This window comes from Enterobacter sp. PI-10 (assembly GCF_027947695.1).
In the GTDB taxonomy this organism is placed as follows: Bacteria; Pseudomonadota; Gammaproteobacteria; order Enterobacterales; family Enterobacteriaceae; genus Enterobacter; species Enterobacter vonholyi.
In genome coordinates this window covers 18,542-43,267 of record NZ_JAJNOG010000001.1, presented here as the reverse complement: position 1 = coordinate 43,267, position 24,726 = coordinate 18,542, and the positions used below count along the sequence as shown (strand labels likewise).

The following is a 24,726-nucleotide window of genomic DNA, read 5'->3' as shown; positions in this document are numbered from 1 at the left end:
CGGTTGATAATCAAAGGTTAAACAATGAAAAAAACAGCCCCGGTGTATACGCCTGTTGATTTATCTCGTTGGCCAAGGAAGGAGCATTTTGAAGTCTTCCAGTCATTTGCTGAATGCACAATTAACCAAACCGTTCTCATCGACATTACCGCGCTGCGAAAACATATCAAAGCGGTGGGCTGGAAGTTTTACCCGACGATCATTTTTCTCCTGTCTAACATCATGAACCGGCATCCTGAGTTCCGCATGGCCATGAAGGACAATGAGCTTGTCATATGGAATGAAGTTCATCCCAGCTACACCATTTTCCACCCCGAAACGGAGACCTTTTCGTCACTGTGGAGCCACTATGACGGCAATATTCATCACTTCCAGAATACGTATGCAGAAGATACGGCCCGCTATGGAAATAGCCTTTCCTACTGGCCGAAGGAAGAGTCCCGGGAAAACGTCTTTTTTGTGTCGTCTATTCCGTGGGTCACGTTTACCAACTTTAATATGAACATTGCGCACATGAAGAACTTCTTTTCGCCTATGTTCACGTTTGGGAAATACTACGAGCAGGATGGAAAAGTGCTGCTGCCGCTCGCGGTGCAGGTCCATCATTCGGTATGCGATGGCTTCCATGTGGCAAGGATGTTTAATGAGTTGCAGGAGATGTGTGATGGTTTGCCGGCGTTGTCGGAAGAAAGTTATGTCTGATGTACAAGGGACAAATGTTGTTTATTTGGTAGTCGGAAGACTACGTTTAAAGATGGTGCGATAATAGGAACGATACACAACATAGCAAGACTATGATTTATAAAAATTTATTGCTATTGCATTTTTCAAGATACCCCACAAGTACCCCCAAAATATTTTATCTACTTAATAGATCGCAGTGTTTCGATGATAAGTCCGATGGTTTAATGTCAAGAACGGTTGAATCTGAGCTTTAAAATACGCCACAACTCCATCGAATGGATGGTGAAGTTATGGCGCTATAATAAAAAAAATCATTTATCTGTATAAAGATAATACACTTCGTAGAACACATTCGCCTGCATCAGAATATCACCCTGAAATATATTCAAGAAGTTCTGCAGTCGCAGCATTTTTCATAGTCCGAGCTCTCGAAGGGCCTACTCCATATATTTTTTCAATTAGGCTTTCTTCAGTATTACTATGAAGATCTTCAATTGTATTGATGCCAACAGACTGTAATCTTTCTTTTTGCCATTTTGTGAGTGCTACCAATACATTAATTGGTTTTTTCAGGAGAGATCTTAAGGACTCTTCATATTGAAGTTCATGCTTATTTAGAAGTTTTTCACTTCCGGCATAGCTAGCATGGTTCTTACCAAACTCAGGGAATTTTTTAACAGACAAATTTTTATAAAATTCTTTTGAGTCAGAATGTGGGTTACTTTCTAAAGATAACATGCACCCATATTTTATTTCATATCGTGTACCAAGCTCAGATCTGGTGGCTCTAACCGCACTATCGATCTTTCTAATAATCCCCGTATAAGTTAAAAGCCTTAAAGATTCTTTAACAGGCTCTGGCGCATCTTTATGTATCCAAAAATAAATTGTAGATTCATCTGTACCCTTATCTCTTCGAGTCTTATTATAATCTTCTACTCGAGGTATAACAGAGTTCTCCAAGAAATCTCTACCCCAATCTATAACTTCACGATGCCCCTTGTACTTTTCACCCAAATCAGTATGTTCTGTCCAAATTTGATTTCGATAAAAGGACTTTATTATGGAGTTAACTCCACTGGCATTTAATTTTGATAGATCTTGCAACGTTCTCAACAACATTCGAGGATTACCGCCTGAAGCAAGAGCTAACGTATTGAAAAGATCTCTTTGATTATCTATCTCTTTCTTTAGCGACTCATCTGATTGCTTAAATACAATATCTTTGAAATATTGAAGGTAATCTGATTCTAAAATATTTCTTTCTAGTTTTTTGAATACACAATCATGAATTGGTTCAAAAGAATCACCAAAGTGAGTGACTCCAGGATAAATAGCCGCATTACATGTAATATATGGTGAACGAAGATCTTTGAATAAACTAAAGAATTGACGCTGCTGCTCAGGTCTAAACACATGCGCCGCCTCATCAAAAAAGAAAACAACTCTATCTAGATTATTCTCCTCACAAATTATTTGTATTGCCTCTTTGACATCTTCAATATCAGGTAGCGATGATATATCTACAGCAATCTTTCCTTTATAAGAATCTTCGAAAAGTCTTACGATTTCTTTCAAACTGGTTTCAACGCTTTCTTCTGTGTCATTATGATCATTACTGAGCAAATTAGAAGTCAAGCCTGAAACAACCATCCCCATTTTTCTAAGCTTATTAAGTAAGTATTTTAATGTCTTAGCCATCATCCAATGATAAAACTGAAGGTTATCATCGGTAGTTATCAATGAGCTCATGTTGAAGGGAACAAATACTGTTACGCATGCCTTATCCCCTTCTTCTAACTCTAATTCCGCAACCCTCATAAGGAACGACTTACCAGTACCCCTTGAGCCCTCAAGAAGACAAGGTTCATTAGATTTCAGAGCTTCAAGAATCCCTCTGTCAGTTGAATTTACAACTGACAAGGATAGAATATCTGATTGTTTTATGCTTTCTGTGCGTAGATAAAATTCACTCATAATTCATTCCTATGATATACCGAATAATTCTCTAATTTTTTCTATATGATTAAATTCTTCAGGCAAAAATTGCATAGATTCGCGCTCATTATCATCAAAAGTTTTCGCGTATCTACATGTAGCTGCGAACAATATAGATTCAGTTACACGCTTGTAATACTGACAATATTGTTCGAATAGCTCATTTTTATACATAATTTTGATACTTCCATTTATCCATGTCTCGTTGTTGCCATGAACATATTCTGAAAGTTTTCTATAAACGCCAATTGCATTTGCTCGATATTCGCCAGCATCATCAACTAAATCTGGGAAAAATGCCATAATAAATCTTTTGGAATACACGCCATTATCTTCATCTATTATTCTTGACCATTTTATATCCCTTCGTCCATCAAGCCACTCATGCATTTCTAATTTACTGGCAGAAAAATAAATACCCCCCAACCCCATTTCAAGTGCGAGTCTTAGTGATGAAAATGCTTGTCTATATAAGCCCACAATTAAACTATAGTTTGATGATTCTAGTTGAGCGCTAACAGTTTCTAAAATTCTTTTTTCTTGGGGGTCTCTCAAAACATTTGACATCTCGTATATGCACGATGACAAATGGTGTAGTTTGCCTAAAGTTTCTTTTTGATAAATAGACTGTTCGAAGACGGTTTGGGATTCTGCATTTAACTTAGTAAAATACTCTTGAATATCCATAAATCATTTAACCTCCAATTTAACTACCTCATCACCATAAAATAAAATTAAAAAGTCAACAACGTCATTACAACTACTAATTAGATTTTAGGATAATACAATATAAGAAGAGAAAGTTAAACTTTTTCATAGTTTAAACTTTAAGCAAGACCTTACTACTACATTATCATTGCGGTAAATAGCGTGATCTAAATCACTATTAGAATGATACCTCCTTAAAACTATATATAAATTGTTCATTACAGAATGAAGTAACTGTAACTTAGAGCGCGTACGGCCAAAAATCCCCGCTGGCGGTGCCGGTGAGTGACAAGTTTTGACAGGTACATCCCACGAGCTGTACCTGAAGTTTTCTGAAGAGGTAGCCCCTAGTAAGGCATAACAAACCATAACAGGCTGACACCTGCCCTGCTTCGCATCTGGACTAACAAAAGCTCACCGCCGGGCTCAACAAATCCCAACGCCAGCCCTTTACACTTCTGCTTAAGCTGCTGCTCGTGGGCATTAGGATCCGTTAGGTTGGGTTGACACTTTTCCCTGTTTCTCGCGAAAAAGTATCAAGTTTGAGAGGCTGGGGGTTTACAGCTTTTCGCCTTCCAGGAGGCAGAGCGCCCCTAATCCTGTTTTGCTCCAGTCATCCGGAGTATCAGGGTGCATTGTGGCAACGTAGGCCAGCTCAGAACGAATAAACTGTAAAGCGCCCGCTGCACGGTCTTTGCCATAGAAGCTGTGGGTTTCTTCATCCAGCCGACAGAAAATCAGCAGTTGCTCTTCGGACTCGTGCTGAACATCAAAACCCAGCTCAGCGGCTGCTACCTCTCCGCTGGTTTAACTCAATACAGTTTCCCGGGCAGAGCTGGACGAAGCTGGGACCGTTCGCATACTCGCAGGATGAAATACAAGGAAAAATGGACGATTGGGGATGGTACTGGATGAAAAGATGGTGCCGATAATAGGAGTCGAACCTACGACCTTCGCATTACGAATGCGCTGCTCTACCAACTGAGCTATATCGGCCCTGAGAGGCCGGTTACGAGTGTAACCACGGGGCAAAAGGTTAGATCTATCCGGGTGATGCGTCAATGCCCTTTTGAATCAAACGGCTATTTTTGCATCACCCGTGATTATTTACGCACGAATCGTATCGTCGCCGAAGCCGATCCACTTGTACGTGGTCAGCGCTTCCAGCCCCATCGGACCGCGCGCGTGCAGTTTCTGCGTGCTGACCGCCACCTCTGCGCCGAGGCCGAACTGGCCGCCGTCGGTGAAGCGGGTGGAGGCATTCACATACACCGCAGAGGAATCCACTTCGTTCACAAAGCGATCGGCATTGCGCAGCGTACGCGTCAGGATGGCGTCAGAATGCTGCGTGCCATGCTCACGGATGTGCGCAATCGCGTCGTCAAGATCGCTCACGATTTTCACGTTCAGATCCAGTGACAGGAACTCGTCGTCGTACTGCTCCGCGTTGACGGGAACGACGTTAGCCGGGCCATCCTGCAGCAGCGCGAGCGCACTGGCGTCAGCGTGCAGCGTCACGCCGCTCTCTGCCATCTGTTTGCTCAGGGCCGGCAGGAAGGTGCTCGCAATGTCCTGATGCACCAGCAGCGTTTCCACGGTGTTACAGGTGCTTGGACGCTGGGTCTTCGCGTTCACGATAATCTTCAGCGCCGGTGCAATCTCAGCGCTGTCGTCTACCACGATATGACACACGCCAATACCGCCGGTGATAACCGGAATCGTCGACTGCTCGCGGCACAGCTTGTGCAGCCCCGCGCCGCCGCGTGGGATCAGCATGTCGATGTATTTGTCCATGCGCAGCAGTTCGTTGACCAGCGCGCGGTCCGGGCTCTCAATTGCCTGCACGGCACCCGCTGGTAAGCCACACTCTTCCAGCGCCTGCTGAATGACTTTCACCGTCGCGGCGTTGGTGCGCCAGGTCTCTTTCCCACCGCGCAGAATGGCGGCGTTGCCGGTTTTCAGGCACAGGGAGGCGACATCCACCGTCACGTTTGGACGGGCTTCATAAATAACGCCGATAACGCCGAGCGGCACGCGACGGCGCTCCAGGCGCAAACCGCTGTCCAGCAACCCACCGTCAATCACCTGCCCTACCGGATCGGCCAAATTGCAGACCTGACGAACATCGTCGGCGATGCCTTTCAGGCGGGCCGGGGTCAATGCCAGGCGGTCGAGCATCGCTTCGCTCAGACCGTTGCGACGCGCTTCCAGTAAATCCTGCTCGTTGGCGAGCAAAATCTCCTGGGACTGAGATTCCAGATAATCAGCGATTTTTTCCAGCACGCGGTTTTTCTCGCGGCTGGAAAGGAGCGCCAGTTTATAAGAGGCGGCCTTCGCGGCGGCGCCCATTTGTTCCAGCATGTTCTGGCTCCTTAACGAATAATCATGTCATCGCGATGCACGGCAACCGGGCCATATTCATAGCCCAGAATGGCGTCGATCTGCTGCGAATGGTGACCCGCGATGCGGCGCAGGGCATCGCTGTTATAACGGCTTACGCCGTGGGCGATGTCGCGGCCTTCGAGGTTACGAATACGGATCACTTCACCACGGGAGAAGTTGCCTGTCACGCTTTTAATTCCTTTAGGAAGTAATGAACTTCCTCGTTCCAGAATCGCGGCGGTTGCCCCTTCATCGACGACGAGTTCGCCCGCAGGCGGCGCGCCAAATATCCAGCGCTTACGGTTTTCCAGCGGAGATTCCTGAGCGTGGAAGCGGGTGCCGACGGAGATGCCTTCCATCACGTCGCCAATCACGCCAGGGCGGCTGCCCGCCGCAATGATGGTGTCGATACCGGCGCGGCACGCCACGTCGGCGGCCTGCAGCTTGGTCCCCATCCCGCCCGTTCCGAGGCCTGAAACGCTGTCACCGGCGATGGCGCGCAGCGCATCGTCGATACCATGAACGTCGGTAATCAGCTCGGCTTCCGGGTTAGCGCGCGGATCGGCGGTGAACAGCCCCTGCTGATCGGTCAGAAGCAGTAATTTATCGGCGCCGGCCAGAATGGCGGCCAGCGCAGAGAGGTTATCGTTATCACCCACTTTGATTTCAGCGGTAGCAACGGCATCGTTTTCGTTAATGACCGGAACAATATTGTTGTCCAGCAGCGCGCGCAGGGTATCGCGGGCGTTCAGGAAGCGCTCTCTGTCTTCCATATCCGCACGCGTCAGGAGCATCTGCCCGACATGAATGCCATAGATAGAGAACAGCTGTTCCCAGAGTTGAATGAGTCGGCTTTGTCCCACGGCGGCCAGCAGCTGTTTGGAGGCGATCGTCGCGGGGAGTTCGGGGTAACCCAGGTGTTCACGCCCGGCGGCAATCGCCCCGGAGGTCACAATCACAATACGATGCCCTGCGGCATGTAACTGAGCGCACTGACGTACAAGCTCAACAATGTGGGCGCGATTTAGGCGGCGCGATCCGCCTGTTAAAACACTGGTACCGAGTTTTACCACCAGCGTCTGGCTGTCACTCATGATTCTCTGCCGTTCAACGATAAGGGAAAGTAATGTCAAACGAACGTTTTAACAGGAGTCAGCCCCGTTGCCAACTGCCTTAGCACATCGCGAAACACTTTGTTGCGCGGGATCAGGAAGCGTAGCGGGAGAATTTGACAGTTTTATTACCGAAATAATAAATCACAGTTTTTTAAAATTATTCTTAGTTTGTCATAAAAGTTTCATTCCAGAACGATAAAACCCTTCCTGTTTTTTCACGGGACTTAAGCATGAGCTTATCGTCCAGCGAATTTTTTAGCGCGTTTATAAGACAGGATCGAAAATGAAAAAGAGCACTCTGGCATTAATGGTTATGGGCGTAGTGGCTTCTGCATCCGTTCACGCAGCTGAAGTTTATAATAAAAATGGTAATAAGCTGGACGTGTACGGCAAAGTGAAAGCCATGCACTACATCAGCGATGATGCTACCAAAGATGGCGATCAGACTTACGTTCGTTTCGGTTTTAAAGGCGAAACGCAGATTAACGATCAGCTGACGGGCTATGGCCGTTGGGAATCTGAATTTGCAGGTAACAAAGCCGAGAGCGACTCTACTCAGAAGACGCGTCTGGCGTTCGCGGGCCTGAAGCTGAAAAACTTTGGTTCACTGGATTACGGTCGTAACCTGGGTGCCCTGTATGACGTCGAAGCATGGACCGATATGTTCCCTGAGTTCGGTGGCGACTCTTCCGCGCAGACCGATAACTTCATGACCAAGCGTGCGACCGGTCTTGCCACCTACCGTAACACCGACTTCTTCGGCGCGGTTGACGGCCTGGACATGACCCTGCAGTACCAGGGAAAAAACGAAAACCGTGACGCCAAGAAACAGAACGGTGACGGTTTTGGTACCTCTCTGACCTATGACTTCGGCGGCAGCGATTTCGCCGTCAGCGGCGCCTACACCAACTCTGACCGCACCAACGCTCAGAACCTGCTGGCGCGTGGCCAGGGCCAGAAAGCAGAAGCCTGGGCAACCGGTCTGAAATATGATGCGAACGATATTTATCTGGCTGCAATGTATTCTGAAACGCGCAATATGACGCCAATTTCCGGTGGGTTTGCAAATAAAGCGCAGAACTTTGAAGTGGTCGCACAATATCAGTTCGACTTCGGTCTGCGCCCGTCCCTGGGTTATGTCCAGTCTAAAGGCAAAGATATCGAAGGTATTGGTGACGAAGATCTGGTGAAATATATTGACGTTGGCGCGACCTATTACTTCAACAAAAATATGTCCGCCTTTGTTGATTATAAAATCAACCAGATTGACGACAAAAATAAACTGGGCGTGAGCAGCGATGACATCGTTGCACTGGGTATGACCTACCAGTTCTAAGATTATCCGAATAAGAAAATCCCGGCAGTTGAGCCGGGATTTTTTTTGCCCGGTGGCGCTGTGACGCTATCAGGCAGTCAGCTTCACCGCTTCGCTGGAAAAGTCATCTGCGGGTTCGAACTTGAGATCCAGAGTCGCCAGCAGTGCGCTCGCTTTGTCGTGAAACTCTTTCAGGGTGTATTCCAGGCGGTCAATGACTTCCTGATCTTTAATGGTGGTCGCCTGCCAGTTGCCGTCTTTATTAAACAGGCCAAACTGGTAGCTATACGTAAAGCGTTTTTCCTCTGCTTCCATTTCCATCCACCAGCCCCAGAATTCACGTTTTTCGGGTGCAGGCTTCACGTTGACGCATACAGCCAGGCAGTCGAAAAAAAAGCGATTCTCTTCACACTGCTCTTCTCGAATATACGGGCCAAGAGCCATGAACTTCTTAATCAATCTACTTTTCGGGTGTCCACTCGGTAACGTCATTGCGATCTCCTTTTGTGAAGCCACTGTTTTACCAAACCAGCGAAATTTAGCAATCTATTAACACAATCTCTGAGCTATCCAGCGCGTAATCTCTTTCAGTGCTTTGTCGAAATTCTGATAGACCGGGCTGAACGGCACCTCAAGCAATTTGCCATCCGCAGATGACGAAGTGATTAAGCGCGACTCTTCTTCCGGGCTAAACGGATCGTTTTTCCAGAACCCCGACAGCATCGGCGTTGGGCAGCGACGTCCCAGCAAGCCTTGCGTTTTTAACGAGTAGCGATTGAGCTCAACGCGCAGCGCTTCGTCTGATGCATCATGCATGCCAAGACGGCTGGCCAGCACATCCAGGTACATTTCAGGCACGCTCCCCTGACGTGCGGGATCGCTGAGCAGGGCGTGTACGACCGGGCCGAGGCAGGCGACGGCTTTAAGGCGAGAAGATTCAAGGTAAGCCAGACGCACCGCGACGTTAGCGCCGAAACGGAAGCCGAATGCCGCCACGCGGGTATGGTCAACCCACGGAATGTTTTCCAGCGCTTTTAACGCATGCTGGTGCAGCAGGCTGGAATCCTGAGTCAGTTTCCATTTGGATGAGAAACCAATTGAAGGCATATCAAGCGTCAGCATCGCGATCCCTTTTGGTGCGAAGTAGCGCTCATACAGGCTGTAATAGTCGATTTGCAGCGAATCCAACCCCCCGCACATGAGGACAGTCGGGAACGGGCCTTCACCTTCAGGCATATGCAGGAACCCGGTGATGGATGACCCACCCGGAATGGTAAACTCGAGTTCGCGCATCTGGCCCGGCAGGCGTTGAGCCGCCTCTTCGTAAGCGCGATTCGCCAGCGCCTGTGCCTGCTCAGCCAGCTCATCACCTTTCAGATGTGGATACGCGGCAATGGCGTAGAGATTGGCCGCATGCAGCCAGTGCTTGCCGCTGCGCGTGGCATCCTCTTCCTGGCTGGCTTTTTGCTGCCAGACCATCGCCTGTTTAGACCACTCGTAGATCCAGTTTCCGCCACGGTAGCCCACCACGGTATCATAGAGTTCGCTGTCGGTACGCTCGGCTTCACTCATCACGATACGTGCCTGTACATCGAGGATTTCACGGGGGTCGATACCGCGCCAGATCCACATCAGGCGGTTAATCATGCGATACCAGTGAGGCACGTTTTTACCGTCTAACGCGGACTGGACGGCAGGCTGGGTACCCGGATTAAAGCGACGCACCAGCGTCGACGTTTCAGGGTGTTTGAAACGGGGTTTGAAGAGTGTCTCGGTGAGATTCGCCTGCGTCATTGCGTTGCCTCCATGAATACGTCATATGAAGACTATTGTAACGCGTGGCAGGCCAAAAAGAACAACGCCCGACATAGCCGGGCGTGTAAAGTTACGTACTGGTATTAACGGCCTGAAATCGGCGGTACGAAGACCACGCCCATATCCCATGGCTGTTCAATCCAGGTATCCTGCGGGATATCAATCACGTAATCGTCAACCAGCGGGCGGCCAGCCGGTTTAGCGAAGATAGTGACGAAGTGCGCTTTAGGATACATTTCGCGGATAGCGACCGCAGTACCGCCGGTATCCACCAGGTCATCAATAACGATGAAGCCTTCACCGTCACCTTCCGCACGTTTCAGCACGGTCAGCTCGCGCTGGTTATCATGGTCATAGCTGGAGATGCAAACGGTATCGACATGACGAATACCCAGCTCACGTGCCAGCAGCGCCCCCGGTACCAGACCGCCACGGCTGACGGCAATAATGCCTTTCCACTGTTCGGAAGGCATCAGACGCGCAGCCAGTTTGCGTGCGTGAATCTGCAACATGTCCCAGGTGACGACGTATTTTTCGCTCATGTGAAGTGTCCCAGCCTGTTTTTATACGGCTTAAAAAGTGTTCGAGGGGGAAATAGGTTGCGCGAGATTATAGAGATCTGACGCACTAAAAACCAGTGTTTAGCGCCCTCTGCCTGAGTTTTTACATGCTTTATGCTACCAGCCAGCAGAGAAAGTGGTATTCTCAGTTTCATCTCGCAAGCCTGACTTGTGGTAACTATTAACCTGCTAACCCTGTGACCTGCAACCCTGTTTGCAGCGCCTCGACAAGGAGACTTATCGTGTCTGAACTGTCTCAACTATCTCCGCAGCCGCTGTGGGATATTTTTGCCAAAATCTGCTCCATTCCACACCCTTCCTACCATGAAGAACAGCTTGCCGAACATATTATGGGCTGGGCGAAGGAAAAAGGTCTGAATGCTGAACGCGACCAGGTTGGCAATATTCTGATCCGCAAACCTGCAACCGCAGGCATGGAAAACCGCAAACCGGTTGTGCTGCAGGCCCACCTGGACATGGTGCCACAGAAGAACAACGACACCGTTCATGACTTCACCAAAGACCCGATTCAACCGTACATCGACGGCGACTGGGTGAAAGCACGCGGTACCACGCTGGGAGCGGATAACGGCATCGGTATGGCGTCTGCGCTGGCGGTGCTGGCTGACGACCGCGTTGAGCACGGTCCACTGGAAGTGCTGTTAACCATGACCGAAGAAGCGGGCATGGACGGCGCGTTCGGTCTGCAGGCGAATTGGCTGCAGGCGGATATCCTGATCAACACCGACTCAGAAGAAGAAGGCGAGATCTACATGGGCTGCGCGGGCGGGATTGATTTTATCTCTACCCTGCCGCTGTCTCGCGAAGCGATACCTGCGGGCTTCCAGACCTTCAAGCTGACGCTGAAAGGGCTGAAAGGCGGCCACTCCGGCGGCGATATTCACCTGGGTCTGGGCAACGCCAACAAGCTGCTGGCACGCTTCCTGGCAGGCCATGCGGCCGAGCTGGATCTGCGTCTGGTGGATTTCAACGGCGGTACCCTGCGTAACGCGATCCCACGCGAAGCGTTCGCCACCGTAGCGGTTCCAGCAGCAAAAGCGGACGAGCTGAAAAAACTCTCCACCGTATACCTGGATATCCTGAAAAACGAACTGTCGGCGAAAGAGAAAAACCTGACCGTAGTGCTGGAATCTGTTTCTACAGATAAAGCCGCGCTGACCGTGCAGTCTCGTGACACCTTTGTTCAGCTGCTGAACGCGACGCCAAACGGCGTGATCCGCAACTCTGACGTGGCGAAAGGCGTGGTTGAAACCTCACTGAACGTGGGCGTGGTGACCATGAGCGACGACAGCGCGGAAATCATCTGCCTGATCCGCTCGCTGATCGACAGCGGTAAAGAGTACGTGGTGAGCATGCTGGAATCTCTGGGCACGCTGGCGGGAGCAAAAACCTCTGCAAAAGGCAGCTACCCGGGCTGGCAGCCGGATGCAAGCTCTCCGGTGATGGCGCTGGTGCGTGAAACTTACCAGCGTCTGTTCAACAGCACGCCAAACATTCAGGTGATCCACGCGGGTCTGGAATGTGGTCTGTTCAAGAAACCGTATCCGGATATGGATATGGTGTCCATCGGGCCAACCATTACCGGTCCACACTCGCCGGATGAGCAGGTTCATATCGAAAGCGTCGGTCACTACTGGACGCTGCTGACTGAACTGCTGAAAGCGATCCCTGCGAAATAACATCTTCATCCCAGCCCTCTTCCTGTGGAAGAGGGTGAAAAATCCAGGCCCGGTAAGCGTAGCGCCACCGGGCTTTTTTACAATCCCAGAACCAGCTGTCGCTCTAGCTGCGGATCCAGCAGCGTGACGTGCAATCCCACCAGCCTTACCCCTCGCCCGCCCCGGCGCTCTTCCCATGCCTTTTTTGCCGTCGCGATAAGATCGTCTTTATTCAGTCGCGGCCAGACGTGTTCCTGCGTGGTCTGCTGGAAGTCGTTGAATTTTAATTTGATACCCTGACGGGCAATCAGCAGGTCCGGCTTCACCTTGATTAAACGCCGTTCCAGCTCCGGATAAAGCTGTTCCGTGATGATCATTTCGCATTCAGACCAGTCATGTATATCTTCAATGAGGGTGCGCTCAACGCCGACGGATTTACGGAGCCGCTCGCTGTTCACATCGCGATCGTCAATTCCCTGGCTGCGCTCCCACAGCACGCGGCCAAACTTCCCGAAACGCTTGAGCAGCATGGCGAGATCGCTTTGCTGCACGTCTTCACAGGTCCGTAGCCCCATGCTTTCCAGCTTTGCGGCAGAAACTTTTCCTACCCCGGGGATTTTGCCGAGCGGCAGCGTTTTTAAAAATGCAGGCACCTCTTCCGGTGTGATGACGTACTGACCGTTGGGCTTATTTAAATCGGAGGCGATTTTGGCAAGGAATTTAACGGGCGCGACGCCCGCCGACGCCGTCAAATTCAGCTCGTTGAAAATCGTCTGGCGGATCTCCTTCGCCATCAGCGTGGCGGAGCCGTGGCAGTGAACGCTGTCGGTCACGTCCAGATAGGCTTCGTCGAGCGACAGCGGCTCTATGAGAGAGGTATAGCGGGAGAAGATTTCCCGGATGTGAAGGGAAGCCTCTTTATAGGCTTCAAACCGGCCGGGCAGAAGCGTGAGATGAGGACAAAGCTTTAAGGCCATCGCCGTCGGCATGGCGCTGCGCACGCCAAATTTGCGCGCAGGATAGTTGGCGGTGCTGATGACGCCACGCTGAACGCGGCTGCCGCCAATGGCGATGGGAATATCCCGCAGCGCCGGGTTGTCTCGCATCTCCACTGCGGCAAAAAAGCAGTCCATATCAACATGGATTATTTTGCGCATAGTATGCCCTCACTTATCACTGGATAAGTATACAGTAAACAAATGAGGGTTGAGAAGCGTGCGTGGAAATTGTCGGGTGACGGCTTCGCCTTACCCGACAGACAAGACTAAATAATGCGCTGCTGCTCGCGCGCCATCCTTTTCTTCCGCGCATCGCACGGTTCCGGGCAGTCGCAGACCTTCTCCATACCAATGGAGGAAATACCGCCGCAGCTGCCCTGAATGCTTTTCCGCTTAACGATCCAGCCTAACGACATGCCGAAGATGACAAGCACAAAAACCACAAAGGTTGCCAGAAACGTCAGCATCATCAGCCTCCAAAGTCGTCGAGCAAGATGCTCTCATCTTCGACACCGAGATCTTTCAGCATCTTAATCACGGCGGCGTTCATCATCGGCGGGCCACACATATAGAACTCGCAGTCCTCGGGTGCCGGGTGCTGTTTGAGGTAGTTTTCATACAGCACGTTGTGGATGAACCCCGTATAGCCCGTCCAGTTATCTTCCGGCTGCGGATCGGAAAGCGCAACGTGGAAGGTAAAGTTCGGGTTTTCACGCGCCAGCTGTTCAAACTCGTCGTCGTAGAACATCTCGCGCAGGGAGCGCGCACCGTACCAGAAGCTGATTTTACGCTTGCTGCCGAGCCGCTTGAGCTGGTCAAAAATGTGCGAGCGCATCGGGGCCATACCGGCACCGCCGCCGATAAAGACCATTTCCGCGTCGGTATCTTTCGCGAAGAACTCCCCGAACGGACCGGAGATCGTCACCTTATCGCCAGGCTTCAGGGACCAGATGTATGACGACATCACGCCCGGCGGTGCATCCGGCACATTCGGTGGCGGCGTGGCGATACGCACGTTGAGCATGATGATGCCTTTCTCTTCCGGGTAGTTAGCCATCGAGTAGGCGCGCAGCGTCGGCTCTTTTACCTCCGATACAAAACGGAAGAGATTGAATTTGTCCCAGTCGGCGCGGTACTCATCCGGCACGTCGAAGTCCGCATACGCCACGGTATGTTCAGGACACTCAATCTGAATGTATCCTCCGGCGCGGAACGGAACATCTTCCCCTTCCGGTACCCGCAGCTTCAGCTCTTTAATAAAGGTGGCTTTGTTATCATTAGAAATAACCTCGCACTCCCATTTTTTGACGCCGAAGATCTCTTCCGGCAGCTCAATCTTCATGTTCTGACGCACCGCGACCTGGCAGGCCAGACGGCAGCCCTCTTTCGCTTCACGCTTTGTGATATGCGCCAGCTCGGTTGGCAGAATATCGCCACCGCCCTCTTTTACCGTCACGCGGCACTGCCCGCAAGAGCCGCCACCGCCGCAGGCTGACGAGACAAAGATCCCATTGCCCGAGAGCGTATTGAGCAGTTTGTCACCCGCTGGCGTGCGGATCTGATTCTGCGGCTCGTCGTTAATATCAATCACCACGTCACCGGAATTCACCAGCTTCGCGCGCGCCGCCAGAATTAACCCTGACAGCACCAGTACGATCAGCGTGAACATCACCACGCCAAGGATAATTTCCATCTGTTAGCCCTTATAGCTGCACACCGGAGAAGGACATAAAGCCCAGCGCCATAAGCCCGGTGGTGATAAAGGTGATCCCTAAGCCACGCAGACCCGCAGGCACGTTGGCATATTTCATTTTCTCGCGGATCCCCGCCATGGTGACAATCGCCAGCATCCAGCCGATGCCGGAACCAAAACCGTACACCACGGATTCACTGAAGTTGTAATCACGCTGAACCATAAACGAGACGCCACCAAAGATGGCGCAGTTCACCGCGATCAGCGGGAGGAAGATCCCCAGCGCGTTGTACAGCGACGGGAAGTACTTATCGAGGATCATCTCGAGGATTTGCACCAGCGCCGCGATCACCCCGATAAAGGTGATGAAATTCAGGAAGCTGAGATCAACCCCCTCCACCAGTGCGCCGTCACGCAGCACAAAGTTGTAGACCAGATTGTTAATCGGAACCGAAAGCCCCAACACAACGGTGACCGCCACGCCCAGCCCAAATGCCGTGGAGACCTTTTTAGACACGGCAAGGAACGTACACATGCCGAGGAAAAACGCTAGCGCCATGTTTTCAACAAACACCGCCCGCACAAACAAACTCAGGTAATGAGCCATCGTCGGTTACTCCTTTTCCTGCTGTTCTGGTCTCAACGTACGAATCAGCCAGATCAACAAACCGATAATGAAAAATGCGCTAGGGGCCAGCAGGAACAGGCCGTTTGGCAGATACCAGCCGCCGTTCTGCACCGTGTCCAGCACCGTGATGCCAAACAGCTTGCCGCTGCCAATCAGCTCGCGCAGAAACCCAACCGTAAGCAGGATCGCGCCGTAGCCGAGGCCGTTGCCGATACCGTCCATAAAGCTCGCCAGCGGCGGCATTTTCATGGCGTAGGCTTCCGCACGCCCCATGACGATACAGTTAGTGATAATCAGCCCGACAAACACCGAGAGCTGTTTGGAGGTTTCATAGGCAAAGGCGCGCAGCAGCTGATCGACCACGATCACCAGCGAGGCGATGATCGCCATCTGGACGATGATCCTCACGCTGTTGGGGATGTGGTGGCGGATCATCGAGATAAACATGCTGGAAAACGCCGTGACCAGCGTAACCGCCAGCGTCATCACTACCGCCGTTTCCAGTTTGGTCGTCACCGCCAGGGCTGAACAGACGCCCAGCACCTGCAGCGTGATCGGGTTATTGGCGAGCAGTGGGCCAATGAGTACTTTTTTGACTTCTTTCAGTTCACCGGTATCAGCCATTGTTCAGCGCTCCTTCACGTACGTTTTTCAGGAAAGGACCAAAGCCCAGCTCGCCCATCCAGAAATCAAAACTGTGCTGCACGCCTTTTGATGTGAGCGTGGCGCCGGAAAGCCCGTCAACGGCGTAGTCATCACCGGAACGAGCCGCCCCTTTCATCACCTTCAGCGCAGGCAGGCCGTTATCGTCGAGCACTTTCTTGCCGACAAACTGTGCCCGCCAGTTAGGGTTCTCAACTTCACCACCCAGCCCCGGGGTTTCGCCCTGGTCGTAATACGTAATGCCTTTGACCGTGCGGCCATCGGTATCAAGAGCGACAAAGGCATACATCATTGACCACAGACCATTACCGTAAATAGGCAGTACCACTTCCTGAATGCGTTTTTGGGGATCGCGAACCAGATAAACTTCGGCAAGGTTGCTGCGACGCTTAATCCCCGCGGGATCCTGGGATGCCTCCAGCGTCAGGCTCATCTGCGGATCTTTAAGCGCCAGCGCCTGGTTGAATTTTGCCGGGTCTTTATCGAGCAGTTCACCCGTTTTTAAATCCACCAGACGCGCCGAAATACGTTCAGCAAAGACGGCAGAAACGTCGTCTGCGCTCATTCCTTCCTGCATCAGCCCGGCGACGGCCAGAATGTTGCGCTGTTTATCCAGCGCACGTTGCTCCTGCTGCAGGGGTTTTAACCCCACGGCAGAGCCGGCTACGACAATGGAGCAGACCAGGCAGAGCACCAGCACCACCAGCAGCGTTTTGCTGATGCTGTCGTTATTTTTTACTTCAGCCACGCGCCTTCCTCCGCTTGATGTTGGCCCGCACCACCAGGTAATCGAAGAGTGGCGCAAACAGATTGGCAAACAGAATGGCCAGCATCATCCCCTCTGGGTACGCCGGGTTGACCACGCGGATCAGGACACACATTGCGCCAATGAGCACGCCATAGCTCCATTTACCTTTGTCAGTGAAGGAGGCCGAGACCGGGTCGGTTGCCATGAACATCATGCCGAACGCGAAGCCACCCAGCACCAGATGCCAGTACCACGGCATGGAGAACATCGGATTGGTGGTCGAACCGATAACGTTGAACAGGGTGGCGGTCAGCACCATGCCGATCATCACGCCCGCAACAATTCGCCAGGAGGCCACGCGGCCAAAAAGAATGATCGCGCCGCCGAGCAAAATCATCAGCGTAGAGACTTCTCCGATGGAGCCCGGAATGTTGCCAATAAAGGCATCAAACCAGGTCACGGGCTGACCCGTCGCGTTGTTCACCAGCGTTTCGCCGCCGTGTGCGGCCCATTGTGAAAGCGGCGTCGCGCCGGAAAAACCGTCTGCCGCCGTCCAGACCAGATCGCCTGAGATTTGCGCCGGATAGGCAAAGAAGAGGAACGCACGTCCCGCCAGCGCCGGATTGAGGAAGTTTCGCCCGGTGCCGCCGAAAATTTCTTTAGCAATGACCACGCCGAAACTGATGCCCAGCGCCGCCTGCCAGAGCGGTAAGTTTGGCGGGACAATCAGTGCAAACAGAATCGAGGTCACGAAGAAACCTTCGTTGATCTCATGTTTACGGATGATGGCGAACAGCACTTCCCAGAAGCCACCCACGATAAATACCGTGATGTAAATCGGCAGGAAGAACACCGCGCCCAGCGTCATCATGCTCAGCCAGCCCGCGTCTGCAGCAAAGCTTACCCCTAGCGACTGCGCCAGGCGGTAGTGCCAGTCAGACTGGATCACCTGCGCCAGCTGCTGGGCATCGTACATATGGTGCAGCGCCGGAATGGTCTGCAGACCGACGTTGTACATGCCCCAGAACATCGCCGGGAAGACCGCAAACCATACCAGGATCATCATGCGCTTAAGGTCGATGGCATCGCGAACGTGCGCCGCCCCTTTCGTCACCAGCCCCGGCGTGTAGAAAATAGTCGTCGTGGCTTCATACAACGGGTAGTACTTTTTGAGCTTCCCTTCGGTAAAGTGCGGCTCAATTTTTTCAAAGAGGTGTTTTAAGCCCATCGGTTATCCTTCCTGCTCAATGCGGGTTAACACCTCGCGCAATACCGGTCCATATTCGTATTTGCCCGGACAGACATAGGTACAGAGCGCCAGATCTTCTTCGTCCAGTTCCAGACAGCCCAGCGCCTGCGCGCTATCGGTATCCCCAGCGAGCAGATCGCGCAGCAGCATGGTAGGCAGAATATCCAGCGGCATGACGCGCTCGTAGTTGCCAATCGGGACCATGGCGCGCTCGCCGCCGTGCGTGCTGGTCGAGAAGCTAAACAGCTTATTACGCAGGAAGTGGCCCAGCGTAGTCCGGGTGACGGAGTATTTTTCCGCACCGGGCAGCACCCAGCCGAACAGCTCTTTTTCGCGCCCTTCCTGCACAATGCTGACCTGCAGATGGAAACGTCCCAGATACGCGTGCGCATTGACAGCATGGCGGCCACTGAGGACCGAACCGGAAATCAGGCGGTTTTCACCCTCTTTCATTTCCCCCACCAGCAGTTCATTGATGTCTGCCCCCAGCAACGTCTTCACCAGGCGCGGGTTTGCAGCCTGCGGTCCACCGATGGCGATTATCCGTTCAGCGCAGAGTTCACCAGCGGTGAAAAGCTTACCGATGGCGATGACGTCCTGATAATTAAGGTGCCAGACCTGTTTCGTCAGGCTTACTGGCTCAAGGAAATGGATGTGCGTCCCGACCAGCCCCGCCGGATGCGGGCCAGCAAACTCATTAAACGTGACCTGCCCTTGCGGATGCCCCCCAAGCTTGCCGCCGCCGGCCTGGCAAACGTGGACTTTCCCCGAAGTCAGGCGGGTTAAAACGGTCAGTCCGGCATCAAAGGCTTTGCGCTGCGCCAGAATAACCGGCTGCGGATCCACGCTGAGCGGGTTGGTGTCGATTGCCGTGACGAAAATCGCGGCCGGTTCCGTGCCCGGAACAGGGGATTTGCTGAAGGGACGCGTACGAAGCGCGGTCCATAAACCGGACGCCAGAAGCTGAGCCTGAACGGCGTCACGGTTCAGCGCAGCGAGTTCTGCGGCGTCATAATGGGCAAACTCACGCTTTTCATCGCCTTCAATGCGGATAACCACCGACTGCAGAACGCGCCGTTCGCCACGGTTGATGGCCACAACGGTGCCGCTCGCGGGGGCCGTGAACATCACGCCGGGATTTTTTTTGTCCTCGAAGAGCGCCTGTCCTTTGATCACGCGATCGCCCTCCTGTACCAGCATTGAAGGGCGCATTCCCAGATAGTCGTCGCCCAAAATGGCGACATGACGGACGCTTGCGCCTGTCGAAACGTGCTGCGCGGGCACGCCTGCAATCGGCAGATCAAGTCCTTTTTTTATTTTAAACATGTGGTTAGCAGGTTTCCATGAACAACAATCCAGTGGGCGCAAAGTGTAACATTTTCCCCTTTCCGCGGGCAGGGTATCCGCCATTGCGCGCGCCAAATTGCGAGCTAATGCGCAAAGTTTCTGGAGCCATCGCGATTTTGATGGTTTATTAAGTAAAACTAATTTGTAAACTCACCGCCCGGCTCTTGCGAAAATCTATAGCGGTGCTAATGTGAGCGCTCCTAACAGAATAATCTGATTTCGGGTCTCTTTTGCCGTCCTGGCAAGTTGGTCATGGTTTTATCAAGGAACTAGTAGTATGCGTAAAATCGCATTGTTCATTGCGATGCTTCTGATTCCGTGCATGTCGTTTGCCGGACTGCTCAGCAGTAATAGCTCAACGACGCCGGTCAGCAAGGAATATAAACAGCAGTTAATGGGATCGCCGGTTTATATTCAGATCTTCAAGGAAGAGCGCACTCTCGATCTGTTTGTGAAAATGGGCGAGACATATCAGCTGCTTGATAGTTACAAAATTTGTAACTACTCCGGCGGACTGGGGCCAAAACAGCGTCAGGGCGATTTCAAAAGTCCGGAAGGGTTCTACAACGTTCAGCGCAGCCAGCTCAAGCCTGACAGCCGCTTCTATAAAGCCATTAACATCGGCTTCCCGAATGCCTATGACCGTGCACACGGTTATGAAGGTAAATATCTGATGATCCACGGTGCCTGCGTGTCTATCGGCTGTTATGCGATGACCGACTCCGGCATTGATGAGATTTTCCAGTTCGTGACGGGCGCGCTGGTCTTTGGGCAGCCTAACGTACAGGTCAGCATCTATCCGTTCCGCATGACGGACGCCAACATGGCGCGTCACAAGTACTCATACTACGCGGATTTCTGGAAACAGCTGAAGCCTGGTTACGACTACTTTGAGCAGACCCACAAGCCACCGGTGGTCTCTATCGTCGATGGCCGTTACGTGGTCAGCAAACCGCTGAGCCACGAAGTCGTCCACCCGCAGCTGGCGTCAAATTACACGGTCCCCGAGACAAAATAGCACCCACTCGCCTGGCATAATCTTTTGCCAGGTTTCGTTGCCCGTCAGCGGCTGCGTTGCGATAACAGTGACCACATCGTTCGGTGTGGTCTCCTTCTGAAAGTCTATCTCCACATCCTGATCGAGAAGCGTCGCAACGCCAAACGGCGCACGGCGGGTGATCCAGAACAGATTCGTCGAGCAGAACGCCATCACATAGCGGCCGTCAGAGAGCAGCATGTTGAACACGCCTTTTTCGCGCAGTTCAGTTGCCAGCGTCGCGATGTATTTGAACACGGCGGCCATGTTGCCGGGCGTGCGGGGATAGCGCTCCGTCAGCTTGTGCAGCAGCCAGCAGAAGGCTTTTTCGCTGTCCGTCTCGCCGACCGGGCGGAAATTGCCCGTCTCCAGCGACTTATAGCCCGTGAGTTGCCCGTTGTGCGCATAGGTCCAGTTACGGCCCCACAGCTCGCGTGTAAACGGATGGGTATTTTCCAGCGCCACTTCGCCACGGTTAGCCTGACGGATGTGGGCGATCACCGAGCGGGACTTTATGGGATAGTCCTGCACCAGTTTGGCAATCGGTGAGTTAAAGCTGGGCTGTGGATCTTTGAACGTGCGACATCCTTTGCCTTCGTAGAAGGTGATGCCCCAGCCGTCTTTATGCGGCCCGGTTCCTCCACCGCGCTGCACCAGCCCGGTGAAACTAAAGCAGATATCGGTTGGCACATTCGCGCTCATCCCGAGCAGTTCGCACATACATCACCTCCACAACTGCGGGGGCAAGAATGCCCCCAGCGAAGTCTTACTTAGCCATCTCTTTTTCGATCAGCTGGATCAGGATGTGGATCACTTTGATGTGAATTTCCTGAATGCGGTCAGCATAACCGAAGTGCGGAACGCGAATTTCGACATCCGCCGTACCGTCCATCTTACCGCCATCTTTACCGGTCAGGGTGATGACTTTCATCCCTTTTTCACGCGCGGCGGCGATCGCTTTGATCACGTTGCCGGAGTTGCCGGAGGTAGAGATCCCCAGCAGCACGTCGCCTTCACGGCCTACCGCTTCAACGTAGCGGGAGAAGATGTGGTCGTAACCGAAGTCGTTGCCTACGCAGGAGATGTGGCTGACGTCGGAAATCGCAATCGCCGGGTAGCCAGGACGGTTTTCGCGATAGCGTCCGGTCAGCTCTTCTGCGAAGTGCATCGCGTCACAGTGAGAGCCGCCGTTACCGCAGGAGAGCACTTTGCCACCCGCTTTGAAGCTGTCGGCCAGCAGGACCGCTGCGCGCTGAATAGCGTGAATATTGGCATCATCTTTCAGAAAGTTAGCCAGCGTTTCCGCCGCTTCGTTCAGTTCGTTACGAATAAGATCCTGGTACATGAGGATAATCCTTCAGTATTGATGAAATAACACAGTGGAGTGTACCGGATAGCGGGAAAAGCGAGAAGCTAAAGCCATGCGAATCGTCCGGCGTTTTGATTTTTTGTGCCGGCTAAAACACGAACAATGTGAACCAGGTTGTAATTATTTTGTAAACACATTGCTAAAGGAATTCACATCAACTACAACCATATCATCACAAGTGGTCAGACCTCCTACAAGCAAGGGAGCTTTTCTTTATGATGATTTTGAGCATTCTCGCAACCGTTGTTCTGCTCGGTGTGTTGTTCTATCACCGCGTGAGTTTATTCCTGAGCAGCCTGATTCTTCTGGCCTGGACGGCTGCGCTTGGCGTCGCAGGCCTCTGGAATATCTGGCTTTTAGTCCCTCTTGCCATCATTCTTCTGCCGTTTAACTTTGCCCCGATGCGTAAATCAATGATCTCTGCGCCGGTGTTCAAGGGCTTTCGCAAAGTGATGCCGCCAATGTCGCGTACCGAGAAAGAAGCGATTGACGCAGGCACTACCTGGTGGGAAGGCGATCTGTTCCAGGGCAACCCGGACTGGAAAAAGCTGCATAACTATCCGCAGCCGCGCCTGACCGCTGAAGAACAGGCCTTTATTGACGGCCCGGTTGAAGAAGCGTGCCGCATGGCAAACGACTTTGCCATCACCCATGAAATGGCCGACCTGCCGCCGGAACTGTGGGCGTACCTGAAAGAGCATCGCTTCTTCGCGATGATCATTAAGAAAGAGTACGGCGGCCTGGAGTTCTCCGCCTACGCTCAGGCCCGCGTCCTGCAAAAGCTGGCGGGCGTCTCCGGGATCCTGGCGATTACCGTTGGCGTGCCTAACTCCTTAGGCCCGGGCGAACTGCTGCAGCATTACGGTACTGAAGAGCAGAAAGATCACTACCTGCCGCGTCTGGCACGCGGTCAGGAAATCCCTTGCTTCGCGCTGACCAGCCCGGAAGCGGGCTCCGATGCGGGCGCGATCCCGGATACCGGCGTGGTCTGCATGGGCGAGTGGCAGGGCGAGCAGGTACTGGGCATGCGCCTGACCTGGAACAAGCGTTATATCACCCTGGCGCCTATCGCCACCGTGCTGGGTCTGGCCTTTAAGCTCTCTGATCCGGAAAGACTGCTGGGCGGCGAAGAAGATCTGGGCATTACCTGTGCGCTGATCCCAACCTCTACCCCAGGCGTTGAAATTGGTCGTCGTCACTTCCCGCTGAACGTACCGTTCCAGAACGGTCCGACCCGCGGCCAGGATATCTTTGTACCGATTGACTATATCATCGGTGGTCCGAAAATGGCCGGTCAGGGCTGGCGTATGCTGGTGGAATGTCTGTCTGTGGGCCGCGGCATTACACTGCCGTCGAACTCAACCGGCGGTCTGAAGTCTGTGGCGATGGGGATTGGTGCCTACGCGCACATCCGTCGTCAGTTCAAAATCTCCATCGGAAAGATGGAAGGTATCGAAGAGCCGCTGGCGCGTATCGCGGGCAACGCCTACGTGATGGACGCTGCCGCCACGCTGATTACCTACGGCATTATGCTGGGCGAAAAACCAGCCGTACTGTCGGCCATTGTGAAGTACCACTGTACCCACCGCGCGCAGCAGTCAATTATTGACGCGATGGATATCGCGGGCGGTAAAGGCATTATGCTCGGCGAAGGCAACTTCCTGGCGCGCGGCTATCAGGGCGCACCGATTGCCATCACCGTGGAAGGGGCGAACATCCTGACCCGCAGCATGATGATCTTCGGTCAGGGCGCAATTCGCTGCCATCCGTACGTGCTGGAAGAGATGGCCGCTGCGCAGAACAACGACGTGGATGCCTTCGATAAGCTGCTGTTCAAACATATCGGTCACGTGGGCAGCAACAAGGTACGTAGCTTCTGGCTGGGCCTGACGCGCGGCCTTACCAGCGCCACGCCGACCGGCGATGCAACCAAACGTTATTACCAGCATCTGAACCGTCTGAGCGCCAACCTGGCCCTGCTGTCTGACGTCTCCATGGCGGTGCTGGGCGGCAGCCTGAAGCGTCGCGAGCGTATCTCTGCCCGTCTGGGCGATGTGTTGAGCCAGATCTTCCTGGCCTCTGCGGTCCTGAAACGCTACGACGATGAAGGCCGTCAGGAAGCGGATCTGCCGCTGGTACACTGGGGCGTTCAGGATGCGATGTATCAGGCTGAACAGGCGATTGACGATCTGCTGGCAAACTTCCCGAACCGCTTCGTGGCGGGTGCCCTGCGCGCGGTGATCTTCCCGACCGGTCGTCACCATCTGGCGCCGTCCGACAAGCTGGACCACAAGGTGGCGAAGATCCTGCAGGTTCCGAGCGCAACCCGCTCCCGCATCGGTCGCGGTCAGTATCTGGCACCGACGCAGCATAACCCGGTGGGTCTGCTGGAAGAGGCGCTGCTGGACGTGATGGCTGCCGACCCGATTCATCAGAAGATCTGTAAACAGCTGGGCAAAAACCTGCCGTTTACCCGTCTGGACGAATTGGCAAAACAGGCGCTCGCAGGCGGTATTATCAATAAAGACGAAGCCGCCCTGCTGGTGAAAGCCGAAGAGAGCCGTCTGCGCAGCATTAACGTGGATGATTTCGAACCGGACGAGCTGGCGACGCAGCCGGTAAAGCTGCCGGAGAAGCACCGCAAACCTGAAGCGGCATAACGCGTTTCGCTTATACAAACCCCGCCTCGCGCGGGGTTTTTTATTGCCACATTTTCTCGTTATGTCGTGCTACAGTGTC

22 protein-coding genes and 1 tRNA gene are annotated in these 24,726 nt (G+C 52.7%); 5 read left to right on the top strand and 18 right to left on the bottom strand.

What is annotated here, in order from left to right; all coding sequences use genetic code 11:
* Positions 1 to 24 precede the first annotated feature (24 nt).
* Positions 25 to 702: a type A chloramphenicol O-acetyltransferase gene (gene catA, locus LRM19_RS00215; RefSeq protein ID WP_271366834.1), complete on the top strand. Its 678-nt coding sequence runs from the start codon at positions 25 to 27 to the stop codon at positions 700 to 702.
* A gap of 351 nt (positions 703 to 1,053) precedes the next feature.
* Here catA and LRM19_RS00210 read toward each other — a convergent pair whose 3' ends face one another.
* The 5 genes from LRM19_RS00210 to proB all read right to left on the bottom strand — a co-directional run bounded on the left by LRM19_RS00210 (position 1,054) and on the right by proB (position 6,866).
* Entirely contained in the window at positions 1,054 to 2,661 is a 1,608-nt protein-coding gene (locus LRM19_RS00210) for a hypothetical protein (RefSeq protein WP_262808681.1), read from the bottom strand.
* 9 nt (positions 2,662 to 2,670) lie between these two features.
* Positions 2,671 to 3,369 (bottom strand): hypothetical protein, encoded by a 699-nt coding sequence (locus LRM19_RS00205; RefSeq protein ID WP_262808682.1) that lies wholly within the window; start codon positions 3,367 to 3,369, stop codon positions 2,671 to 2,673.
* Between the two features lie 941 nt (positions 3,370 to 4,310).
* Positions 4,311 to 4,386, bottom strand: a tRNA-Thr gene (locus LRM19_RS00200).
* Between the two features lie 111 nt (positions 4,387 to 4,497).
* On the bottom strand, positions 4,498 to 5,751 hold the full coding sequence (gene proA / locus LRM19_RS00195; RefSeq protein ID WP_232927822.1) for a glutamate-5-semialdehyde dehydrogenase: 1,254 nt from the start codon (positions 5,749 to 5,751) through the stop codon (positions 4,498 to 4,500).
* Between the two features lie 11 nt (positions 5,752 to 5,762).
* On the bottom strand, positions 5,763 to 6,866 hold the full coding sequence (gene proB / locus LRM19_RS00190; RefSeq protein WP_021242883.1) for a glutamate 5-kinase: 1,104 nt from the start codon (positions 6,864 to 6,866) through the stop codon (positions 5,763 to 5,765).
* A 304-nt stretch (positions 6,867 to 7,170) separates the two neighbouring features.
* On the opposite strand from proB, the gene phoE reads away from it, so the two are divergent.
* The gene (gene phoE, locus LRM19_RS00185; RefSeq protein WP_111965853.1) at positions 7,171 to 8,223 is read left to right on the top strand and encodes a phosphoporin PhoE; all 1,053 of its coding nucleotides are present in this window, start codon (positions 7,171 to 7,173) and stop codon (positions 8,221 to 8,223) included.
* Between the two features lie 69 nt (positions 8,224 to 8,292).
* Here the strand turns inward: phoE and crl are convergent, their stop codons facing one another.
* The 3 genes from crl to gpt all read right to left on the bottom strand — a co-directional run bounded on the left by crl (position 8,293) and on the right by gpt (position 10,559).
* On the bottom strand, positions 8,293 to 8,694 hold the full coding sequence (gene crl / locus LRM19_RS00180; protein WP_008500249.1) for a sigma factor-binding protein Crl: 402 nt from the start codon (positions 8,692 to 8,694) through the stop codon (positions 8,293 to 8,295).
* A gap of 57 nt (positions 8,695 to 8,751) precedes the next feature.
* Entirely contained in the window at positions 8,752 to 9,996 is a 1,245-nt protein-coding gene (gene frsA / locus LRM19_RS00175; protein ID WP_111965855.1) for an esterase FrsA, read from the bottom strand.
* A 104-nt stretch (positions 9,997 to 10,100) separates the two neighbouring features.
* Entirely contained in the window at positions 10,101 to 10,559 is a 459-nt protein-coding gene (gene gpt, locus LRM19_RS00170) for a xanthine phosphoribosyltransferase (protein ID WP_010427903.1), read from the bottom strand.
* A gap of 260 nt (positions 10,560 to 10,819) precedes the next feature.
* Here gpt and pepD point away from each other — a divergent pair, with 260 nt between their 5' ends.
* Positions 10,820 to 12,277, top strand: coding sequence for a cytosol nonspecific dipeptidase (gene pepD / locus LRM19_RS00165; protein ID WP_271366828.1), 1,458 nt, complete (start codon positions 10,820 to 10,822; stop codon positions 12,275 to 12,277).
* A gap of 77 nt (positions 12,278 to 12,354) precedes the next feature.
* Here pepD and dinB read toward each other — a convergent pair whose 3' ends face one another.
* The 8 genes from dinB to LRM19_RS00125 all read right to left on the bottom strand — a co-directional run bounded on the left by dinB (position 12,355) and on the right by LRM19_RS00125 (position 19,561).
* Complete coding sequence (dinB, locus tag LRM19_RS00160) at positions 12,355 to 13,413, bottom strand: DNA polymerase IV (RefSeq protein WP_111965857.1); 1,059 nt, start codon at positions 13,411 to 13,413, stop codon at positions 12,355 to 12,357.
* Positions 13,414 to 13,520: 107 nt separating this feature from the next.
* Positions 13,521 to 13,724 (bottom strand): (Na+)-NQR maturation NqrM, encoded by a 204-nt coding sequence (gene nqrM / locus LRM19_RS00155; protein ID WP_023615899.1) that lies wholly within the window; start codon positions 13,722 to 13,724, stop codon positions 13,521 to 13,523.
* On the bottom strand, positions 13,724 to 14,947 hold the full coding sequence (gene nqrF / locus LRM19_RS00150; protein ID WP_223581313.1) for an NADH:ubiquinone reductase (Na(+)-transporting) subunit F: 1,224 nt from the start codon (positions 14,945 to 14,947) through the stop codon (positions 13,724 to 13,726). The genes nqrM and nqrF overlap by 1 nt, the downstream gene beginning before the upstream one ends.
* 10 nt (positions 14,948 to 14,957) lie before the next feature.
* A complete protein-coding gene (gene nqrE / locus LRM19_RS00145; RefSeq protein ID WP_023334613.1) occupies positions 14,958 to 15,554 on the bottom strand; it encodes an NADH:ubiquinone reductase (Na(+)-transporting) subunit E in 597 nt (198 codons plus the stop codon).
* Between the two features lie 6 nt (positions 15,555 to 15,560).
* The gene (locus LRM19_RS00140) at positions 15,561 to 16,199 is read right to left on the bottom strand and encodes an NADH:ubiquinone reductase (Na(+)-transporting) subunit D (RefSeq protein WP_045330387.1); all 639 of its coding nucleotides are present in this window, start codon (positions 16,197 to 16,199) and stop codon (positions 15,561 to 15,563) included.
* Positions 16,192 to 16,986 (bottom strand): Na(+)-translocating NADH-quinone reductase subunit C, encoded by a 795-nt coding sequence (locus LRM19_RS00135; RefSeq protein WP_115874296.1) that lies wholly within the window; start codon positions 16,984 to 16,986, stop codon positions 16,192 to 16,194. Before LRM19_RS00135 ends, LRM19_RS00140 begins: the two co-directional genes overlap by 8 nt.
* Complete coding sequence (locus LRM19_RS00130; RefSeq protein ID WP_271366822.1) at positions 16,979 to 18,214, bottom strand: NADH:ubiquinone reductase (Na(+)-transporting) subunit B; 1,236 nt, start codon at positions 18,212 to 18,214, stop codon at positions 16,979 to 16,981. The genes LRM19_RS00135 and LRM19_RS00130 overlap by 8 nt, the downstream gene beginning before the upstream one ends.
* 3 nt (positions 18,215 to 18,217) lie before the next feature.
* Positions 18,218 to 19,561, bottom strand: coding sequence for a Na(+)-translocating NADH-quinone reductase subunit A (locus tag LRM19_RS00125; RefSeq protein ID WP_271366821.1), 1,344 nt, complete (start codon positions 19,559 to 19,561; stop codon positions 18,218 to 18,220).
* Between the two features lie 298 nt (positions 19,562 to 19,859).
* On the opposite strand from LRM19_RS00125, the gene dpaA reads away from it, so the two are divergent.
* Positions 19,860 to 20,600, top strand: a complete 741-nt coding sequence (gene dpaA / locus LRM19_RS00120; protein WP_111965861.1) for a peptidoglycan meso-diaminopimelic acid protein amidase — start codon at positions 19,860 to 19,862, stop codon at positions 20,598 to 20,600.
* Here the strand turns inward: dpaA and LRM19_RS00115 are convergent.
* Complete coding sequence (locus LRM19_RS00115; RefSeq protein WP_008500262.1) at positions 20,571 to 21,338, bottom strand: class II glutamine amidotransferase; 768 nt, start codon at positions 21,336 to 21,338, stop codon at positions 20,571 to 20,573. The genes dpaA and LRM19_RS00115 overlap by 30 nt on opposite strands.
* Before the next feature lie 46 nt (positions 21,339 to 21,384).
* Complete coding sequence (gene lpcA, locus LRM19_RS00110; protein WP_021242877.1) at positions 21,385 to 21,963, bottom strand: D-sedoheptulose 7-phosphate isomerase; 579 nt, start codon at positions 21,961 to 21,963, stop codon at positions 21,385 to 21,387.
* Between the two features lie 239 nt (positions 21,964 to 22,202).
* Here lpcA and fadE point away from each other — a divergent pair, with 239 nt between their 5' ends.
* The gene (gene fadE / locus LRM19_RS00105; protein ID WP_115874293.1) at positions 22,203 to 24,647 is read left to right on the top strand and encodes an acyl-CoA dehydrogenase FadE; all 2,445 of its coding nucleotides are present in this window, start codon (positions 22,203 to 22,205) and stop codon (positions 24,645 to 24,647) included.
* Positions 24,648 to 24,726: the final 79 nt, after the last annotated feature.

Excerpts from the sequence above, each read along its gene's own strand:
- catA (WP_271366834.1), top strand. The coding sequence starts at position 25 with ATGAAAAAAACAGCCCCGGTGTATACGCCTGTTGATTTATCTCGTTGG.
- LRM19_RS00210 (WP_262808681.1), bottom strand. The coding sequence starts at position 2,661 with ATGAGTGAATTTTATCTACGCACAGAAAGCATAAAACAATCAGATATT.
- LRM19_RS00205 (WP_262808682.1), bottom strand. The coding sequence starts at position 3,369 with ATGGATATTCAAGAGTATTTTACTAAGTTAAATGCAGAATCCCAAACC.
- proA (WP_232927822.1), bottom strand. The coding sequence starts at position 5,751 with ATGCTGGAACAAATGGGCGCCGCCGCGAAGGCCGCCTCTTATAAACTG.
- proB (WP_021242883.1), bottom strand. The coding sequence starts at position 6,866 with ATGAGTGACAGCCAGACGCTGGTGGTAAAACTCGGTACCAGTGTTTTA.
- phoE (WP_111965853.1), top strand. The coding sequence starts at position 7,171 with ATGAAAAAGAGCACTCTGGCATTAATGGTTATGGGCGTAGTGGCTTCT.
- crl (WP_008500249.1), bottom strand. The coding sequence starts at position 8,694 with ATGACGTTACCGAGTGGACACCCGAAAAGTAGATTGATTAAGAAGTTC.
- frsA (WP_111965855.1), bottom strand. The coding sequence starts at position 9,996 with ATGACGCAGGCGAATCTCACCGAGACACTCTTCAAACCCCGTTTCAAA.
- gpt (WP_010427903.1), bottom strand. The coding sequence starts at position 10,559 with ATGAGCGAAAAATACGTCGTCACCTGGGACATGTTGCAGATTCACGCA.
- dinB (WP_111965857.1), bottom strand. The coding sequence starts at position 13,413 with ATGCGCAAAATAATCCATGTTGATATGGACTGCTTTTTTGCCGCAGTG.
- nqrM (WP_023615899.1), bottom strand. The coding sequence starts at position 13,724 with ATGATGCTGACGTTTCTGGCAACCTTTGTGGTTTTTGTGCTTGTCATC.
- nqrF (WP_223581313.1), bottom strand. The coding sequence starts at position 14,947 with ATGGAAATTATCCTTGGCGTGGTGATGTTCACGCTGATCGTACTGGTG.
- nqrE (WP_023334613.1), bottom strand. The coding sequence starts at position 15,554 with ATGGCTCATTACCTGAGTTTGTTTGTGCGGGCGGTGTTTGTTGAAAAC.
- LRM19_RS00140 (WP_045330387.1), bottom strand. The coding sequence starts at position 16,199 with ATGGCTGATACCGGTGAACTGAAAGAAGTCAAAAAAGTACTCATTGGC.
- LRM19_RS00130 (WP_271366822.1), bottom strand. The coding sequence starts at position 18,214 with ATGGGCTTAAAACACCTCTTTGAAAAAATTGAGCCGCACTTTACCGAA.
- LRM19_RS00125 (WP_271366821.1), bottom strand. The coding sequence starts at position 19,561 with ATGTTTAAAATAAAAAAAGGACTTGATCTGCCGATTGCAGGCGTGCCC.
- dpaA (WP_111965861.1), top strand. The coding sequence starts at position 19,860 with ATGCGTAAAATCGCATTGTTCATTGCGATGCTTCTGATTCCGTGCATG.
- LRM19_RS00115 (WP_008500262.1), bottom strand. The coding sequence starts at position 21,338 with ATGTGCGAACTGCTCGGGATGAGCGCGAATGTGCCAACCGATATCTGC.
- lpcA (WP_021242877.1), bottom strand. The coding sequence starts at position 21,963 with ATGTACCAGGATCTTATTCGTAACGAACTGAACGAAGCGGCGGAAACG.
- fadE (WP_115874293.1), top strand. The coding sequence starts at position 22,203 with ATGATGATTTTGAGCATTCTCGCAACCGTTGTTCTGCTCGGTGTGTTG.